Raw genomic sequence first — 17,730 nt, 5'->3', positions numbered from 1 at the left:
AACGATGGCACAGTGGTTGAGGGTGATTGGATTACGCATTTTGGTATTGAGCAGCATGGTACTGCTGAAGATGACAGTATCAGTGGCAGCAATATTAATAGCACCATAAAAGGCTTTGAAGGCAACGATACATTATCGGGTGGTTTAGGTGATGACACGCTTGATGGTGGCGCGGGTGATGACTTATTGAATGGAGGTTTTGGGAGTGATATTTATCATTTTGATATTGGAAGCGGTCAAGATATTGTAAGTAATTATGATTCAAGTCCTTCTAGTATTGATGTAGCTCATTTTGATGATATTTCAATTGAGGATCTTTGGTTGAGTCAGAATGAAAATGATCTACAGATCAATATCGTTGGCACCGATGATCAAGTTACCATTTCCGATTGGTATAGTGGTGGGAATTATCAACTTGATCAAATAGAGATGGGGGGGGAAGTATTGCTAAATGCTCAGCTTGAGCAACTTGTTTCTGCTATGGCAAGCTTTGATGTACCAACTGGAGTTGGAAGTATTGTTACTCAAGAGGCTAAAGATGCAATAAAACCTGTCCTAGTTGAAAGTTGGCAAACCATCTAGGAATAGGCTCGTTGTATAACTAAAATTCTATTAGAAGGCACCGCACATAATAGTGATGTGCCTTTTTATTTTAAGCTCTAGCCTTTAAGTAGTTTAATTTCAGATGAAGTTATGGGCAATGATAATATATTAAAATTTGTCAGCTTATGGTTATATTTTATGTCAGTATATGGTTATATTTTATGTCAGTATATGGTTATATTTTTTAGCTAAGCGATTGAAAGTTGGGTGTGGTCTATGTCAGCTTATGCTTGCAGCGACAGTAATTATATCGTCATAAAAAAGGCTGCCTAGGCAGCCTTTTTTATTTGTATTTTAATACGATTATTTGGCATCGAAACTGAATGCTTGACCTGCAATAGCAGCTTCATACATTAAGCCACCTTTAGCTGCCGTGAAAATAGCCATACCGTTCATGTAATTAGCTTTGGCTGCGGTGCGGTTACCCGCATTACCTGCCGCGGCTGAGTTGCCCGTTGAGCCCACTTGCGCGTTTGCGCCAACGGTAATGGCAACAGCTGATGCTTGTGCACTGAATTCAAAGGTACCGCTAGTAAAATCATCGTAGGCGGCTTTATTCTTAAAAAATATAATTTCGCTGTAAGCTTGGCCACCTAACTGAAAGCCGATAGACAATTGCGATAGAGTGGAGTCGCCAGTATGGATCCCGCCTTTGTACACTCGACCCGCGCCATACGCTGCGCCAATACCAATGCCGCCTTTACCCACGGTTGGATAAATGGCATAACCATAAGCATTTTGGAAAAAATTCTGTACTTCAGGGGCTTTTCTAAAGTCTTCCACTGTTTTGGCATATTTATCAGCATGTGCAAAATTTGAAAAAGTCAGTCCTATTAAGACGAAGGTGACGGACAACAGTGATAATATGTTTTTCATATTTACTCCTACAAGTAAGGGAAAGCAGGGCTCAACTTAGGCTGAACCATTAGCTAGCACATGCTAACAGCAACTTGAATCCTTGAGCGGTAACGAGGTTGATGCTCAATGACTAAAAAGTCGATAATCAATTCAGACTAGCAGCATAACAAAGCCAGAGCCGGAAGCACAAAACTAAAACGCCTAATGACAGCTATTGTTCAGGCTGACTCACTAGGCGTTGTTAATCTTTAGGTCGAAATGATGAAAATTGATTAGTTTGAGTTTTGCTTAGTCTTCTATACCTAAGACATAATAATCAAACCACTTTTTGTCCCACTCCATTTTTGCTTTACGGTGCTGATAATGGCTCAGGCCGTGGCCTTCTCCTGGGTAGACCACTAATTCTACAGGTACATTTAAATAGTGCCTTAAGGCACGATATAGCCCTTGTGCATGGCCAACTGGCACGCGTTGATCGTTTTCGCCAATGTGAATAAGAGTAGGCGTGGTGATATTATTAGCTTTGGTCAATGATGAGCCATGGGAGTATGCTTCTGGCTTTTCCCAAGGTAGTCCTTCCATAAAGTTAACCACATGACCGGGTGTATCTTCTAGCATCCACTGTAAACGTTGATCGAACACCCCAGCACCAGAGCTCGCGGCTTTAAAGCGATCAGTTGTGCTAATTAAAGCATTCGTTAAATAGCCGCCATTACTCCAGCCCATCACAGCCATTTTATCTTCATCAACAATGCCTTCTGCGATTAAGTAATCGACGCCAGCAAGAATATCGTTGACTTCAATATCGTGTTCACGACCGACTAATTCGGTTAAGAACTTATCGCCATAGCCAGTGGAACCACGATAGTTTGGCGACAAAATAGCCCAGCCATCAGCAGAAAAAGTGCCACGACCATAGGAACGGTGTTGCAGTGCATAAGGGGTGGCAGCAGTCGGCCCACCATGAATTTGCACGACTAAGGGTAAACGACCTTGTGTTTTGGTGTAGCCATGGGGAAGTTCTAGAATACCTTCAACATCACTGCCATCTGGCGCGGTCCATTTTACTATCGAAATTTGAGGTAATTGCCATTGGCTGACTTGAGAGTTGATATCGGTAATACGCTTAATTTTAGCGCGGCGATTGTTGGCATCTGCAATGAATAAATCACTGAAATGGGTTAAGCCATTATGGCTTAGCGCAACCTTCTTACCAGACTGGCTAAAGTCATAACTGCCAACGACAGTATCAGCACCGATGACACTGCGAGTCTCTTGCTGTTGACCATTGTCAAACTCCGTGCAGTAAATTTTAACTTTGGCTTCGATTGCACCGCGATAACAAATCTCATCACTGTCGGGGCGCCATTTAAGATCGTCGCCATTTAAGGTGACTTTATCTGGGCGAGTTAACTCAGTTATTTTCGTGTTGTTAGCGTTAATATCTGCGATGAACAACTTACCTGGGTGACCGTCAAAATCGATTCTAAATGCCAGGTTATGATTGTCTTCATGCCATGATAACCCGAGCAACCAGCCATATGGTGATGGGGCTTGTTGGCGCCATTGAGTGTCTTGCAATACTTGATGCTTCTGATTGCTGATATCAAAGATGTCGATATCTGACCAGCCTTCAAGTTTGACTAATTCATTATCTTCTGTGGTAATTCGGGCAATTTTTGATTGGTCTTGATTCACGCTAAATTGCCACACGACTTTACCGTCATCAATCAGTGTTTTTTGCTTATAGTGTTCTAAGTCCAGAACATGTAATGGATTGGAATCGTGCGAGCCGTGACCATACTCTGGTGCACTATGGCTGTTTCGCATGGCGCTCCATTGGTCTGTTTCTTCAACGGTTTTATTGCCGATAAAGTACAGGTTTTTGCCATCTTGGCTTATTTGAAATGCGTTAACACCTTTAACCTCTTTGGTGAGAGGCTGAATGTCATTACCGTTTGCGGTCATTCTAAAGACTTGATTTTTACCATTGTGTGGCGCTTTTTCACTGGTATCAGTGCGTTTGCTGAGGAAATAAATATATTGCCCATCTGCACTCCATACCGGGCTTGATTCATTTTCGTTACTAAAAGTGAGACGTTGAGCTTGACGTGTTTTAGTGTCAACTTTCCATAAGTCAGCTTGCGCTTTATCGAGCTCTTTATCCCAACGGCTTTCGACCCAAATAGCGTGTTTAGCATTGGGACTGAAACGGACTTGTTTCATTATGCCGATATCAAAAAAATCGTCGATAGTAATTTTATTAGCTTGATTAGCATAGACTTGAGTTGATAAGCCCATTAGCGTGAACATGCCAATACGGCGTAAGGTTGTGCTGGATAGTGTCATGGAGGTCCTTTCCTTTTTTATTATATTAATTGACTCGCTTTTCTGTCGTGTTTTCGTCGTTCATTATTGTCTGTAAGTAGTTCAACTCTTCTGAATTAAGTAGCTGCTCGCTGGCTTTTTGTGGTTTTTTACTGGCTTCATTACTCAAATTTGTGGTTCCGCGAAGATAAGCCGCGCGGGTAATTTGGTGTAACCCGTAAAGTGCAAATACATAGACAGTCAATAATAGAGATAATCTAGCAATGGTATGCGCCAGCACTGAAACGGTATCGCCAAAATAAAACGGTACTAATAACATGATAAGGCGTAATACCCAGTTAAGTAATATTCCACAGGTTAGAATTAGCAGCCAACGAAATCGAATGTCTTTTAAGGTTTGTTGGTTTGCTAGCTTAAACCGCTTTCTGTGTTTTCTGAGGGTTTTAAAGATAAGCGTAAAGTAAACAGCACTCTGTAAAATGATGAATCCAGGCATGATCAGGGCAATCATATTGATATGACTGAGTTCACTGACCGTTGCGACTGATTGGCGAGATGCGTTTGGATCGATACCGATATTAAAAGACACAGCTAACACAATCACCAGCATGGAAATAAAGGTGGGCAGTAGATGTTTACTACTATTGAGCTCTGAAACCTTTATTTGCAGGCTCGATTTACAGTACGAGTACAGTAGTGGCATCAATAGAAAATAAAATGGCACCATGAGGGTAAGCACAAAGTGCATCTGATATTGCACACTGTCTCGTGGGATAGCACCAGTAGCAAAAAAGAGCGCAATTAAGATGAATAATGCACCAAGAAGACGATTACTTTGAGTGGTTGCAGGATCGTTATTGGCATAGATATAACGTACATATAAGCCCACTCCTAAGCAATGAATGCCACTGAGTAATGATAACCATATGTAAGCTTGCGCAAAAAAAGATCCGAGTTCGATGAATTACCCCTTTTCAAAGTAGAGTGATAATACCTGTAAGCGACTATTTCAACCAGTACCCTAAGTTAATTTTTGCTTTCTTATATGTCGATTAGACACACCCTCAGGTGGTTTTCCTGGCGCAGGCTTTCTTTCTGCCAATAAATGTTTAATCGACATGATGGGATGGGGAATTAACATACGCGGGCCTGAGTAAATCATGATTTCTCTGACTTTTTGTTTCATGTGCGGTTTATAACAATGCACAGGGCATTTATTACAGGTCGGTTTATCTTGACCATAAGGACAACGGTCGAGCCTGGTTTCTGCATATTGCAGTAGCTCTGTGCATTCAGCGCATAAGGTTTGCTTGTGTTCTTGCTGATGATGAGCGCGACAATATATTTTTGCCATAGCAGTCATCGTATTCAGTTCAAACAACAATTGACCAGAGAGAAGTGGAGTGGCTGACATAGATAAATACCTTAGTAATTTACTCGGGTATGGTTAGTGTAACGAGCATCATATTAGGAGTTCAATTTAGGTGATAATAAGCTTGAGCTAAAGCACAAAAAAGTAAAAATTTGAATTTATCCCCAGTTATCATGTTTAAAGGCACAAAAGCGGGATAAATACTTGATTTATGACCACACAATAGCTTATTAATACCTATATAGCTGTTTAAAAATGCAGCGTAGAAATATACTCGCTTGAATACGCTTTGACCTTTTTATAAAAGCTATTTTAAATTCATAATTCATGACACAGGCATGGTGTTATCAATGAAAATTATCGTAATTGTTTTATTAGTGTTGTTAGGCGTCTATTTGTATCGTCGAACTCAAAATGTGGCTAAACAAGAGCTTGAGCAGCCAGAGTCGACAGAAACCGAACAGGAGCCAACCAGTGTCATTGAAGGCGAGGCTGATACTGTGGTTGCAGAAGCTGAAAAAGTGGATGCTGTGCCAGAGCCAGAGCCAGAGCCAGAGCCAGAGCCAGAGCCAGAGCCAGAGCCAAAAGTCGAAGAGGCCGTTACTCAAGCCGCGCCCGTTATTCAAGCGGAGCCAGCTGCTGAGGTTGAAGCTGAAACTACATCTGAGCCTGAAGCTGTCACAGCAGAAGCAGAACCTACACTCGAAACGCAGCCAGAACCAGCCACAAATGATCTGGCTCTGCCTACGACAGGCGCTTGGGCTGGTGAAGTGTTCACTGGTTTAGTGGCGAAGCATGATGTGAATGCTGATGCAGCAGTCCAACATCAGAGCTTATTGAACATTATTGGCCACAGCTATAAATTGCGTAAACAAGCTGAATATTGTCAGTACGGAGCGCAATTGACAGATATTTATTTATCTACTTTTGAGCAATACCAGCAAGATAATAAGATTGCAGCTGATGAAAAAGGTCCAGGCTTTATGCAGCTTTCAACTATGCTTAATGACACCAAACAGTTTGATAAAGCCATTGCAGTGTGCCAGCAAGCAATGACTTATCAATTAAGCGACGGAACTGTCACTGGCTTTGAAGGTCGAATTAACCGTATTGAAAAAGCAAAATCTAAAGCAGGTGACTAATTCAATGCTTAACTAACACATGACTCATTAAATTCATGTTGATGATTATAAAGCGGACTCAGGTTCGCTTTTTTATTGGCAAAAAATACTGATTTGTATAGACAAACCGGACTATGTTGCCATTATAGGGCGCATTTAAATCCCCCATGAGTAATGATGACATCATGGTAGTTATTTGAATCGGGATGGCATATTTATTTAAAGAAAGACTAAAGAGGGTTTTATGAATTCCAAGATACTAATTAAGATAGTTTTTTGTTTGGGTTTAGTCAGTCTGGCAGGGTGTTTACGCACACCTGAATGGACACTATTTTATTATGCAGACGAAGCCCAAAAGCCTCAAAACCCAATAAACACAGATTATATAGCTGGTTATTATGACACCCTTGAACAATGTCAGTTAAAAGGGGACGGCATGTTACGTCTAAGCGGTAAAAGCTATGTTGCAATGGACAATAGCGCCCTTGAAAATGCGACTGCGATTCCAGTCGCCATCGAGAAAGGATATCAATGTGAGCAGCTATGTGAAGTTAATGACGATAATGTCATTATCTGTAAATAGGCTGTCCTAGGGAAAGGCTTAATGCAGTTTAAACAAGATTTTTTTGAGCAACTAGAAGGGTTTTATTCGCAAGTTTACCCTTTGCCGATCAGTAATCCACACTGGTTAGCATGGAGTGATGATGCAGCAAAACTCATCGGGTTATCAGAGCCTAATGATGAGCTGCTAATGCAGTTATCAGCGAATCATGCCGTGCCCGGTGCCAGTTATTATGCCCAGGTTTATAGTGGTCATCAGTTTGGTGGCTATTCTCCTCGTTTAGGTGATGGTCGTTCAATTATTCTTGGAGAAGCATTCACAACCAAGCCAACAGGTGAACATAGCCTTGCTTGGGATGTGGCACTAAAAGGTGCAGGGCCAACACCATACTCCCGTCATGGTGATGGTAGAGCAGTAATGCGTTCGGCGGTGCGAGAGTTTTTAGCCTCAGAAGCATTGGCGGCGCTGTCGGTGCCGACAACTCGGGCACTCGCCGTTATCGGTTCAGATTTACCTGTATGGCGAGAGTCGCAAGAAACCGCAGCGATTACAGTCAGATTAGCTAAAACTCATATTCGATTTGGTCATTTTGAGTATTTTTGCCATAGCAATGAAGGTGGTAAGGATAAATTAATCAAACTGCTTAACTTTACCATTGCTCAGCATTACCCGCATTTATCTCAGGACTATCAAGGTTACAAAGCCTGGTTTACTCAAGTTGTTAAAGATACAGCGGTGTTAATTGGACATTGGCAAGCCGTTGGTTTTGCTCATGGGGTGCTGAATACCGACAATATGTCGATTCTTGGTGACAGTTTTGACTTTGGTCCGTTTGCTTTTTTAGACACCTTTAAAGAAGACTTTATTTGCAACCATTCTGATCCGGAAGGGCGTTATGCCTTTGGCCAGCAGCCTGGTATTGGCCTTTGGAATCTGCAGCGTTTGGCGCAAGCATTAACCCCGGTGATAGAATCCGATGACCTCGTTGCAGCGCTTAATACTTATCAAGCTGAATTAGTGCAGCAATATTTATTACTGATGCGGGCTAAAATGGGTCTTGGACTCGGTGATTTAGCTGCAAACACAGTGGATAAAAGTACATCGAAATTAGCAGAGTTACAGGCAGCACAAGATAAAGCTGATTTAGACTTTATTGGCCGATTTTGCGCGGTTATGCAACATAATATGTTGGACTATACCCATACTTTTCGTGCACTTGGTCAGCTAGATATTGGGTGTAATAATCCTAATATTGCTGATGACATTATTGACCGACCTCAATTTGATACTTGGTTTAAAGATTACCAACAACGCGTTGTTGCAGGTAATAATGGCAAGATGGTCGAGATAGCCGCATGGCAAACAGACCGAAATAGCGTTAATCCAAAGTACATTTTGCGAAATTATTTAGCCCAAGAGGCCATTGTAGCGGTCGAAGAAGGTGATAATAGTAAGCTCGTTGAGCTGCATCAATTACTGACAACCCCTTATGCAGAGCATACAGATAAACAACATTATGCTGAGCGTCCTCCGCAATGGGGACAAGGTTTAATCATTTCTTGCAGTAGTTAATTATCATTACTTGTATAATAGTTAGTTATCGTTATTTGTATAATGGTTACGGTCATTGATAGTCATTAGTCGGCCAATGGGCGCATGTAAATCAGCCCAATAAATCAGTTTACCAGCACACTTAAGGAAGATTATGAACTCAGGTTCATTTGAGAAAAAAGCGCCAAATTCAGTGGCAATTAAAAATGCCCAATTAGATGACGAAGCATTGAGTATCTTGATCTCTGCCAATATTGATTTTGAACGGTTCGAGGCGTTTGCTGACCCTTTAGCTTTGGCGTTAGATTGTGAGGTGCGTGAGCGCCAATGGGGCGCAGATCGCCACCAATGGCTACTAAATTTTGAAGGTAGTCAGCTATGGCTAAACTATGAGTTTTACGGTGATATTTGTTGGATATCCACAGAGACCCAAGCTGATTTGGAAGTGCTAGAGTATCTAATGACTTTGCTCGCGCCGCTGATAACGTCTCCGAATTCATCAATATGTACAGCACAAGATGCATCAAATAAGGCAAAGGACGATTTATGAGTAATCGCATAGAAGAGTCAGTCCCGCAGGTCACACTCACGCCAAACCAGCAGGATGCATCGTTTCATTACCAGGCGCTTACCCCTGATTTAATCCTCGATGCGATTGAAAGCCTTGGCGTATTCCCTGAAACCGGTTTGTTAGCGCTCAATAGTTACGAAAACCGTGTTTACCAGTTTCGATGTGATCGTGGTAATCGTTATGTGGTGAAGTTCTATCGTCCACATCGTTGGAGTGAGGCGCAAATTCAAGAAGAACATGATTATGCATTAGCGCTGGCAGCAGAAGATATCCCTATCGCAGTGCCATCAATCATCAATGGCAAAACATTGCACCATTATCAAGGTTATAAATTTACTTTGTTTCCGTCTATTGGTGGCCGTGCATTTGAAGTCGATAATTTAGATCAACTTGAATCTGTCGGACGTTTTATTGGCCGCATTCATCAATATGCGAGTAAGCAGCCTTTTCAATATCGAGAGCCACTTTCAAGCAAAATACTGGGAGATGATGCGCTGGCCTTTTTACAAGATTCTGGACAAGTTTCAGAAGGGATTAGCCAACAATTTTTTACTGTTGCTGAACAAGTACTGGATAAAGCCAAGGGCATTATTTCAGCCCATTCGTTTCCTACGATTCGTCTGCATGGGGATCTTCATGCCAGTAATATTTTGTGGACCCCAGATGGTCCAGGTTTTGTTGATTTAGATGATGCGCGCCAAGGTCCTGCTGTGCAAGATATTTGGATGATGCTGACAGGTGACCGACAGCAACGCTTATTACAGTTAGATGTGTTACTGGAAGGCTATCAGGAATTTTATGATTTTGACCAACGAGAGCTTAAGCTCGTTGAGCCTTTGCGCGCCTTAAGAATGCTGCATTACAACGCTTGGCTAACTAAAAGATGGCAAGATCCTGCATTTCCAATGAACTTTCCGTGGTTTGGTGATATCAAATACTGGGAACAACAAACGTTGGCATTTAAAGAGCAGCTAGCTGCGTTAGATGAAGCCCCTTTGAGTTTGATGGGATATTAGGCTTCTAAGATTCAATTGTAGATTGTTACAAATGATCTTGATAAGGTCTTGAGATACGAAGATAACCTACATTATGATACGGTTTAAGAAATTATAAATTTAGCTATGCATATTGGCTATATCGCTAATGGCATAAAACAGATGGCAAGTTTTAAATATTTTATTGTAAACAATATATTTTAAAGATTGCACACTAAAGGAAGCAAAATGAAAAAAGCACTATTAATGGCAGCAGCACTACTTTTAGCCCCAATGGCTGCAACTGCTGCAGATTATAAAGAAGGTGTGCATTACACCGTGATTAACGAAGGCCCAGCAACATCTAAGCCTGAAATCACCGAGTTTTTCTCATTCTTCTGTGGTCACTGTTATAACTTTTCAAAAACAGTGGTACCAAAAATTGAATCTACTTTGCCAGAAGGTGTGACATTCAACCAAGCGCACGTTGAGTTTATTGGCCGTGAAATGGGTACTGAAATGTCACGTGCATTTGCTATTGCTCATCAGTTAAACGTTGAAAAGAAAATTGAACATGCCATTTTCGTTGCGATTCATGACACAAAACAACGTTTCACCAGCCTAAAAGACATCCGTATGCTATTTATCGCCAACGGTGTTGATGGTAAAGATTTCGATGCGGCTGCAAATTCATTTATGGTGAATGCACAAATGTCTAAAATGAAGCGTGACACTGAGAATGCTAAATTATCAGGTGTACCTGCGTTAGTCGTTAACGGTAAATACCGTGTTGAGACGGGGTCAATCAAGTCTTATGATGAGTTATTAGAGATTGCTTACTACTTAACGTCTAAAGATAAATAGTCGGTATTTTATTGGCGCGTTAATCGTCGATAACCAGCTAACGAAAGGAGCCTATAACGGCTCCTTTTTTATTGAGGCATTATTCATGAAGAGTGTGTAATGTGCTGAAAAAAAGCAAAAAAAAACCGTAGGTTTTAAAAATAGGATTTTAAAACGATACGGTGATGAGCCAATTGGCTCTTTATTTACCCTGAGTAACGTGGTTACTCTATCAAAGCGTCAAAAAAATGGCAAGCGTCATTTTTGTGTTGTTTTTAAATATCGATGATTTAATGGAAATAGTGTGGGTTATTTCATAGAAATTTAGATAAAAAATGTTTAATTTAATGAAACTCTGAAGGGCTTTATACTGTCCAATATAAGCCAATAAAGATAACAACCAAGCTTAGGAGTTCTCATGAGACGTTTCCCGGTTTATGCACCAAAGCTCATTGTAAAACACGCTAGAATTTTTGTGACAGGAGTGATTTGGGTTAAAGATTTAGGTTGTATTGAATTTAATCGTGGCCGTTTTGTGATGCCGAAAAAAAGCCTGCCAAAAGTGAAGCAGGCTGTTTCAGAACTTAATGAGCTACTTGCAGCTCAGCACCATGAAGCAAGTGCCGTTTAGCTTTCGCTGTTAAGCAAACCAACAAGACCGTTTACTTTGTCGTTCCATGAGTTTAGGTCTTGTTGCAGTTGTTGATTAGACTCAGTCAACTGAACATTCTTTTGCTTCTCTTCTTCAAGCTCCATTTTTAGTAGCTCAGCATTTTCAAGAGTAGCCTGGATTTTGGCTTCCAGTTGGGACAATAATTCAAGGCTCATATCGGGAGTCCTAATAGTTTCTGGATGGAATGCTGATTCTAGCAGTGACTGGGGTTTAAGGAATAGACAAATCTGTTAAGTGGTTAAAAAAAGTACCACTTTTACTACTATTTTCTAAGCTTTTATCATCCACTGGTTTATTTGCCCTGTTTTTTGTATTCAGACTGCAACAATTTACTTTTGTTGGGGGATTTTTCAGGGAAACCTTTTTAGCGTTATTCAATTTATTCCCTGTCTTTAATACGATATTGATTATTGTGCACTTCAATTGACGGTTAAATTTACTCCACATTGTCCATTTGCTTGACATTGCAACTGATGATTCATAGTCTGCAATCTCTGTTTTCAAGGTGGTATCAAATGGACATCAAATATAATTTAAAATCGTCACGCCGTACTGAGCAATTTCAACCTGAAGGTAATGTTGGCTTTGGTAATCTCAGAACTGATCATATGTTTTTAATGGACTATCGAGATGGCCAATGGTGCGACCCTCGCATCGAACCGTATGCTCCTTTTGAAATTGCCCCTGGTGCAATTTCACTGCATTACGGACAATCAATTTTTGAAGGCGCCAAAGCCTTTATGCATGATGATGGTGAAATCTATACTTTTAGATTAAATAAAAATGCCGAACGCTTAAACACCTCTGCAGACATCTTATGTATTCCTAACCTTGATGAAGATAAACAACTTGAAGCAATTAATGCATTAATCGATGTGGACCGTTTATGGTTCCCGATGCAAGACGGTGCATGTTTATATATTCGTCCATTTATTTTTGCAACAGAAGATAGATTGTCGGTTAGCCCTAGCTTGAATTTCACCTTCTGTGTCATTTTAAGCCCAAGTGGTGCTTATTATGCCGATGGCGTGAGCAAAGCGATTCGTTTGCTTATCAGTAAAAAATTCCATCGCGCGGTTTCTGGTGGTACTGGCGCATCTAAAGCCGCAGGTAACTACGCAGCGTCTTTACGTGCAGGCCAAGCGGCAGCCGAGTATGGTGCAGCGCAGGTGTTATACCTTGACGCTAACAACCAGCAGATTGAAGAAGTGGGCGCGATGAACCATTTCCATGTGTTAAAAGACGGTACGGTTGTTATTCCAACCTTCACCGACACGATCCTTAAGTCTATTACGTCTCAATCAATGCTTGAACTTGGGCATATCTTAGGTTGTGAAGTTCGCCAAGAAACGATCATGCTTGATAAGTTCATCGCCGATATTGAAGCGGGTGAAATTGTTGAAGCTGGCGGCTTTGGCACCGCAGCGGTAGTATCGCCTGTAGGATCATATATCTTTGAAGATGGCCGTGTTGTTACTGTTGGTGACGGCGAAGTGGGCCCGAGTATTAAACGTATTTACCAAATTTTCACTGAGTTACAAAATGGCCAACTTGAAGGCCCTGAAGGTTGGGTTAAACGCGTTGAGCGTGTTGCACCATAATTAGTTACAAGGTCATTATTAGCAGAACTTGAGTCGCGAATAGCTAGCTCTTGGCTTAACAAAAATGCGACCTCCTTACGTTATATTTATAACGTTATTTAGGAGGTCGTTTTTTATTGTGCGTATTCAAAGACGAATGATGGCAATAGGCACTAATGAATTCTTATCTCATTATGGCTTATTGCTCGCTGACGATATCCGTACTTTTTTCAAGCTTATCTTGCTTTAATTTCTCTAAGCAATCATCAGCTGTTAGCGGCTTACTTAATAGGAAACCCTGCACTTGATCGCAGCCTTCATATTTTAAGAAGTCGAGCTGCTCTTGAGTTTCAACACCTTCAGCGACAACATTAAGCTCTAAACTGTGGGCGAGGGTAATGATTGCGCTGGTAATTGCGGCATCATCGGGATCTTCAATAATATCACGGACGAATTCTCTATCGACTTTAAGGGTATCGATAGGGAAACGTTTTAAATAACTTAAGCTTGAATAGCCAGTACCAAAATCATCAATGGCAATAGTAAGCCCCAAGGCTTTTAACTGTGATAATACTTTCACAGAATCTTGTGGATTACCCATAATCATCGACTCTGTTAGCTCAAGTTCTAGGGCACTTGCTGGTAGGCCTGATACCGCTAATGCCACTTCAATGGTTGAAATAATATCGGCTTTAAGCTGCCTTGCTGATAAGTTCACCGCAACCGAAATATCGTCAAAACCAAGTTGATGCCAACTAGCTAGCTGGTTACATGCTTCATCAATTGCCCAGTGACCAATGGCATTAATCATCCCTGTTTCTTCTGCAAGCGGAATAAACTCAACAGGTGAGATAAAGCCTAGAGTCGGACTATTCCAGCGCAGTAGAGCTTCGACACCTAAAATGCGCTTGGTCTTGATATCGTATTTAGGTTGATAGACTAAATAAAGCTCATTATTTTGAATCGCTTCTTTAAGTCCTGCTTCGAGTTCAACGTGGCGCGTTGCGTATTGGTTTAACTCTTCGGTGTAGAATTGGAAGTTATTACGCCCCAAAGATTTAGCGTGATACATGGCTGTATCGGCATACTTAATTAACGAGGTGCTGTCATCAGCATCATTGGGGAACAGGCTAATCCCAATCGATGGAGACACCGTCATGTTTTTACCATCTAATAAAAAGGGTGCTTTAAAGGCATTAAGTACTTTTTCTGCAATGATAGTGGCAGCTTTGAGTTTGGCGACACCTTCAAGAATAATGGTAAATTCATCACCACCTAAACGGGCTACAGTATCACCATCGCGAATGGCGTTCTGTAGTCTTGATGCCACGGCTTTTAATAGTAAATCACCCACGTGATGACCCATAGAGTCATTGATATGTTTAAAGCGGTCTAAATCAAGGAATAGCAGCGCCACAATCGACTTAGAACGATGTGCTTTGGTGATTGCTTGATTTAATCTGTCCTGGAATAGGGTTCGGTTTGGTAAACCCGTTAGCGGATCAAAGTTAGCTAAAATTCGTAGATCTTCTTCGGCTTTCTTACGCGATGTTATATCGGTAAACACAGCTACAAAGTGACTGGTTTCCCCTTTATTGTCGATGACTTGGTTGATTTCAAGCCAGGCGAGAATGCCTTTTTTATCTTTGGTGCGGATGTTAATTTCACCGGCCCAGTGCTTTTTGCGCAGCAGTTGTAATTCAACATTATGGTAAAATTCTCTAGAACGTTTGCCATGAGCCAAATACAAAAAGTGTTTACCTGCAATGGCGTCATGATCAAAGCCTGTGATACGGCTAAACGCAGGATTGACTGTACGAACTCGATAATCTAGTTCACCGACGACTACCGCCTCATTCATACTGTGCAGTACTTGAGTAGACAGTTTAAGCTCGTTCTCGGTTTCTTTTCTGACCGTGATATCTTTATGGGTACCGGCCATTCTGACTGGACGTTCTTGTTGGTCCCACTCAACGACTTTTCCGCGATCAATCAACCAAACCCATTTTCCAGGTTGTTTTTCGACTCGGTATTCTGCTTCAAAAAACTCAATTTCGCCGTCTAAATGCTGATTGAGAATTTTGGCGACTCTGACTTTATCTTCTGGATGGATGTTATTAATCAATGCCTGGGTTTCGTCGCCTAGCATTAATGGCGGAACCATATCGGTGCGATAGACTTTATTTTCGCGAATGTTCCAATCCCACATGCCATCGCCTGAAGCCCAAAGTGCGAGTTTAAGTCGCTCTTCAGAGGCGCGAATACTCATTTCAAACTCACGTTGCTTTTCACGTTTGAGTTGTTTTAAGTAAACGATAAAGGTCAATATCAACATGATGGCAATACCATAGATGACGTAGGCGCCTTTACTGAGATATAAAGGTGGAACAACAGTAAACTTAATGCTTAATGGGGTTTGTTGATAGTTGTTGTCTGTTAACGTAAAACGAACTAATAGCTCATAATCTTTAGGTGAAAGATTGGAAAAGGCTATTTCATTGGTTTGATGTAAATCGACCCAGTTATCATTTTGGCCAAGCAATTTATAGCTAAACTGGTGGAATCCAGGGTAATTAAACTCTAATGCACTGACATCAAATCGAATGATTTTGTCCTCATACGGCATTAATAGCTCTGGGGGAGACATGAGATTATATAATTGATGACGTTCTTCACCAAAGCTATAACTGGTGAGTGCTAACTTGGTATCTGGCCTAATGGCTGGCACATTTTCTGGCATGAACTGGTTTAGGCCGTTAATGCCGCCAAACCATAATTCTCCATCAGGATCTTTAAATTTAACACCACCGTTAAACTCATTGGCCTGTACGCCATCAAATTCATTAAAAGTGGTTAAGTCATGGCCTGCTAGGCGGATTAGCCCTGAATTTGTACTAAGCCATAAGTCGTGATTGTCATCTTCAAGAATGGCATAAATCGTATGCTGTTTTATTTGTTCATTTAGGGCTTGGAAATGGATAGAGCCATCTGCTGTTTCGATAATTTTATCGACGCCGCTATGAGTCGCCATCAGAAATTGATCATCACTGGTGACAATAAAATCTCTAATTCTGTTATCACTTAAGGTGGTGTCATCTGCGGGTTGACGCATTTTTAAGGTCAATTGCTGTTGGTCTGGCTTTAAGCGCACTAAGCCCGCCATGGTGCCAATCCATAAGCTGTCATTATGATATTTAAGTGACAGAATCGTTTGTTTATTCGGAGAGTAGTCAGGTTGGAAATCAAACTGATACTGATGTAATACACCTTCACCCGGTAAAACGAAATACAAGCCGTTGTTACTACCTATCCACAGGCGTTGCTGGTCATCTAAGGCTAAACTACGGATATGTAGAGTATTTGGTATTAAATGGTCAAATGCTGGGAGAAAGGTTAATTGCTGGTCAGTGCTTAATCTTGCTAAGCCATGGCTAGTGCCAAACCATAAATTACCATCTTGAGTTTGGGTGATAGCATGAACAGTTAGGCTTAGCTCATTTTCATTAAGGTTGAGCGCTTTAGCAAACAAATCATTGTAGTAATAAAATTGGCCTTGTTGTTCATCAAAGCTCTTAAGGCCAGCACTTTCAGTTCCTATCCATAAGCGTTGTTGTTTATCACGAAAAATAGCGCGGATCATATTGGCCATTTTCGGCTTTGACGGATGCATTTCGTATATATGATTGAAATAGATTTGATTCAGATTGAGCTTGTTAATGCCTGAATAACGCGTGCCGAGCCACAGAGTACCATCATGGGCGAGCATGATGCTCTGCAAGTTATTCTCACTAATGGATTTACGGCTGTTAGGGTCATATTTATGGACTCTACTGCGCCATTGATTATCGATGTAATCCAGTTGAGTTAAGCCAGAATTAGCCCCAATTGCCCAAACTTGGCTACTGCTACTAATGACGAAATCTTTTATTTCATTAAATATTGTCGGCTGTTCATTAACCCAGATTGTTGTTTTAGCATGGGTCTCTAAATCGTATCGGATAAGTTTGTTCTCAATGGCTAACCAAACTGAGCCATCAAGTTTGTTATTCTGAATACTGTTTACTCTTAATTCAGACGGGATATCGAGTCGAATAATGGTGTTGCTATCAATAGTAAAAGTGCCGCTTTTTTCTGTGCCAACGAAAATGTATTTATCATCAACATTTGCGACACTGGTAATGTGCGGTTCCACATTATTACTGAGGCTGATTCTGGTTATTTTGTTGGATTTGAGCGATAAAGTGTATAAACCCGTTTTAGTACCGATCCATAAATAGTCACCAATAAGGGTGATTTTTGACACCCGTAAATCCGCTAAGCCCTGTTCGACACCATAATTGGTAAATTGGCCTGTTGTAAGGTCTAAACGGCTTAGCCCTTGGGAGTAGGTAGCAACCCATAAATTATCATCAGCGGACTGCAGTATATCTGTGATGTAATTTCCTACGATACTATTCGGGTTGTTGCTGTCATTCAGAAAAACATCAAATTGAATGCCGTTGTAACTGTGCAGACCATCTTGGGTACCCACCCACAGCATGCCAGCTTTATCCATGAATAATTTTGTGACTGAATTTTGGTTCAACTCATTAGAGGCTTCAAACTGTTCAAAAGACAGTAAGTGGTTATCGTTCTGGGGAGTGAAGGCAAAAACGGAAGCCGACATTGAGGTAAATAAAACCCAAATGAACAAG

At 41.1% G+C, this 17,730-nt stretch carries 16 protein-coding genes; 9 read left to right on the top strand and 7 right to left on the bottom strand.

The features are described from left to right. Window positions 1–582 (top strand): calcium-binding protein (locus Q4600_RS20555; protein WP_303517945.1); only part of this gene is annotated, 582 nt, incomplete at its 5' end. A gap of 324 nt (window positions 583–906) precedes the next feature. Here Q4600_RS20555 and Q4600_RS20550 read toward each other — a convergent pair. The 4 genes from Q4600_RS20550 to Q4600_RS20535 form a co-directional block, all read right to left on the bottom strand. Next, window positions 907–1,479, bottom strand: a complete 573-nt coding sequence (locus Q4600_RS20550; RefSeq protein WP_229372243.1) for a lipid-binding SYLF domain-containing protein — start codon at window positions 1,477–1,479, stop codon at window positions 907–909. Window positions 1,480–1,749: 270 nt separating this feature from the next. Continuing rightward, window positions 1,750–3,774 (bottom strand): S9 family peptidase, encoded by a 2,025-nt coding sequence (locus Q4600_RS20545; RefSeq protein ID WP_303517951.1) that lies wholly within the window; start codon window positions 3,772–3,774, stop codon window positions 1,750–1,752. A 61-nt stretch (window positions 3,775–3,835) separates the two neighbouring features. Then, a complete protein-coding gene (locus Q4600_RS20540; protein ID WP_303517938.1) occupies window positions 3,836–4,678 on the bottom strand; it encodes a hypothetical protein in 843 nt (280 codons plus the stop codon). A gap of 132 nt (window positions 4,679–4,810) precedes the next feature. Further along, on the bottom strand, window positions 4,811–5,203 hold the full coding sequence (locus Q4600_RS20535) for a nitrous oxide-stimulated promoter family protein (protein WP_102529575.1): 393 nt from the start codon (window positions 5,201–5,203) through the stop codon (window positions 4,811–4,813). A 308-nt stretch (window positions 5,204–5,511) separates the two neighbouring features. Between Q4600_RS20535 and Q4600_RS20530 the strand changes: the two genes are divergently transcribed. From Q4600_RS20530 to Q4600_RS20500, 7 genes are all read left to right on the top strand, one after another. Next, on the top strand, window positions 5,512–6,303 hold the full coding sequence (locus Q4600_RS20530) for a hypothetical protein (RefSeq protein ID WP_303524433.1): 792 nt from the start codon (window positions 5,512–5,514) through the stop codon (window positions 6,301–6,303). 223 nt (window positions 6,304–6,526) lie between these two features. After that, window positions 6,527–6,865 carry a hypothetical protein gene (locus tag Q4600_RS20525; RefSeq protein ID WP_303517930.1) on the top strand — a complete coding sequence of 113 codons (339 nt, stop codon included), beginning with the start codon at window positions 6,527–6,529 and terminating at the stop codon, window positions 6,863–6,865. Between the two features lie 21 nt (window positions 6,866–6,886). Then, on the top strand, window positions 6,887–8,416 hold the full coding sequence (locus Q4600_RS20520; RefSeq protein ID WP_303517927.1) for a YdiU family protein: 1,530 nt from the start codon (window positions 6,887–6,889) through the stop codon (window positions 8,414–8,416). A gap of 133 nt (window positions 8,417–8,549) precedes the next feature. Next, window positions 8,550–8,945, top strand: coding sequence for a DUF3630 family protein (locus tag Q4600_RS20515; protein WP_229372228.1), 396 nt, complete (start codon window positions 8,550–8,552; stop codon window positions 8,943–8,945). Beyond that, on the top strand, window positions 8,942–9,982 hold the full coding sequence (locus tag Q4600_RS20510) for a serine/threonine protein kinase (protein WP_229372226.1): 1,041 nt from the start codon (window positions 8,942–8,944) through the stop codon (window positions 9,980–9,982). The genes Q4600_RS20515 and Q4600_RS20510 overlap by 4 nt, the downstream gene beginning before the upstream one ends. A gap of 207 nt (window positions 9,983–10,189) precedes the next feature. Further along, window positions 10,190–10,804, top strand: coding sequence for a thiol:disulfide interchange protein DsbA/DsbL (locus tag Q4600_RS20505; protein ID WP_102529569.1), 615 nt, complete (start codon window positions 10,190–10,192; stop codon window positions 10,802–10,804). A gap of 397 nt (window positions 10,805–11,201) precedes the next feature. Beyond that, window positions 11,202–11,414 carry a DUF1107 family protein gene (locus tag Q4600_RS20500; RefSeq protein WP_102529568.1) on the top strand — a complete coding sequence of 71 codons (213 nt, stop codon included), beginning with the start codon at window positions 11,202–11,204 and terminating at the stop codon, window positions 11,412–11,414. On the opposite strand, the gene zapB is transcribed toward Q4600_RS20500, so the two are convergent. Together zapB and Q4600_RS20490 are read right to left on the bottom strand one after the other, a co-directional pair. After that, window positions 11,411–11,611, bottom strand: a complete 201-nt coding sequence (gene zapB / locus Q4600_RS20495; protein ID WP_102529567.1) for a cell division protein ZapB — start codon at window positions 11,609–11,611, stop codon at window positions 11,411–11,413. The genes Q4600_RS20500 and zapB overlap by 4 nt on opposite strands. 55 nt (window positions 11,612–11,666) lie before the next feature. Next, window positions 11,667–11,960, bottom strand: a complete 294-nt coding sequence (locus Q4600_RS20490) for a hypothetical protein (RefSeq protein WP_133146662.1) — start codon at window positions 11,958–11,960, stop codon at window positions 11,667–11,669. An 11-nt stretch (window positions 11,961–11,971) separates the two neighbouring features. On the opposite strand from Q4600_RS20490, the gene Q4600_RS20485 reads away from it, so the two are divergent. Then, window positions 11,972–13,057: a branched-chain amino acid aminotransferase gene (locus Q4600_RS20485; protein WP_229372224.1), complete on the top strand. Its 1,086-nt coding sequence runs from the start codon at window positions 11,972–11,974 to the stop codon at window positions 13,055–13,057. Between the two features lie 178 nt (window positions 13,058–13,235). Here Q4600_RS20485 and Q4600_RS20480 read toward each other — a convergent pair whose 3' ends face one another. Further along, window positions 13,236–17,702 carry an EAL domain-containing protein gene (locus tag Q4600_RS20480; RefSeq protein ID WP_303517918.1) on the bottom strand — a complete coding sequence of 1,489 codons (4,467 nt, stop codon included), beginning with the start codon at window positions 17,700–17,702 and terminating at the stop codon, window positions 13,236–13,238. Between the last annotated feature and the right edge of the window lie 28 nt (window positions 17,703–17,730).

This window comes from Shewanella sp. 2_MG-2023, from assembly GCF_030548905.1.
GTDB classification, from domain to species: Bacteria; Pseudomonadota; Gammaproteobacteria; order Enterobacterales; family Shewanellaceae; genus Shewanella; species Shewanella electrodiphila.
Note: the sequence above shows the minus strand (reverse complement) of the source record. Positions and strands in the feature narration are given on the sequence as shown.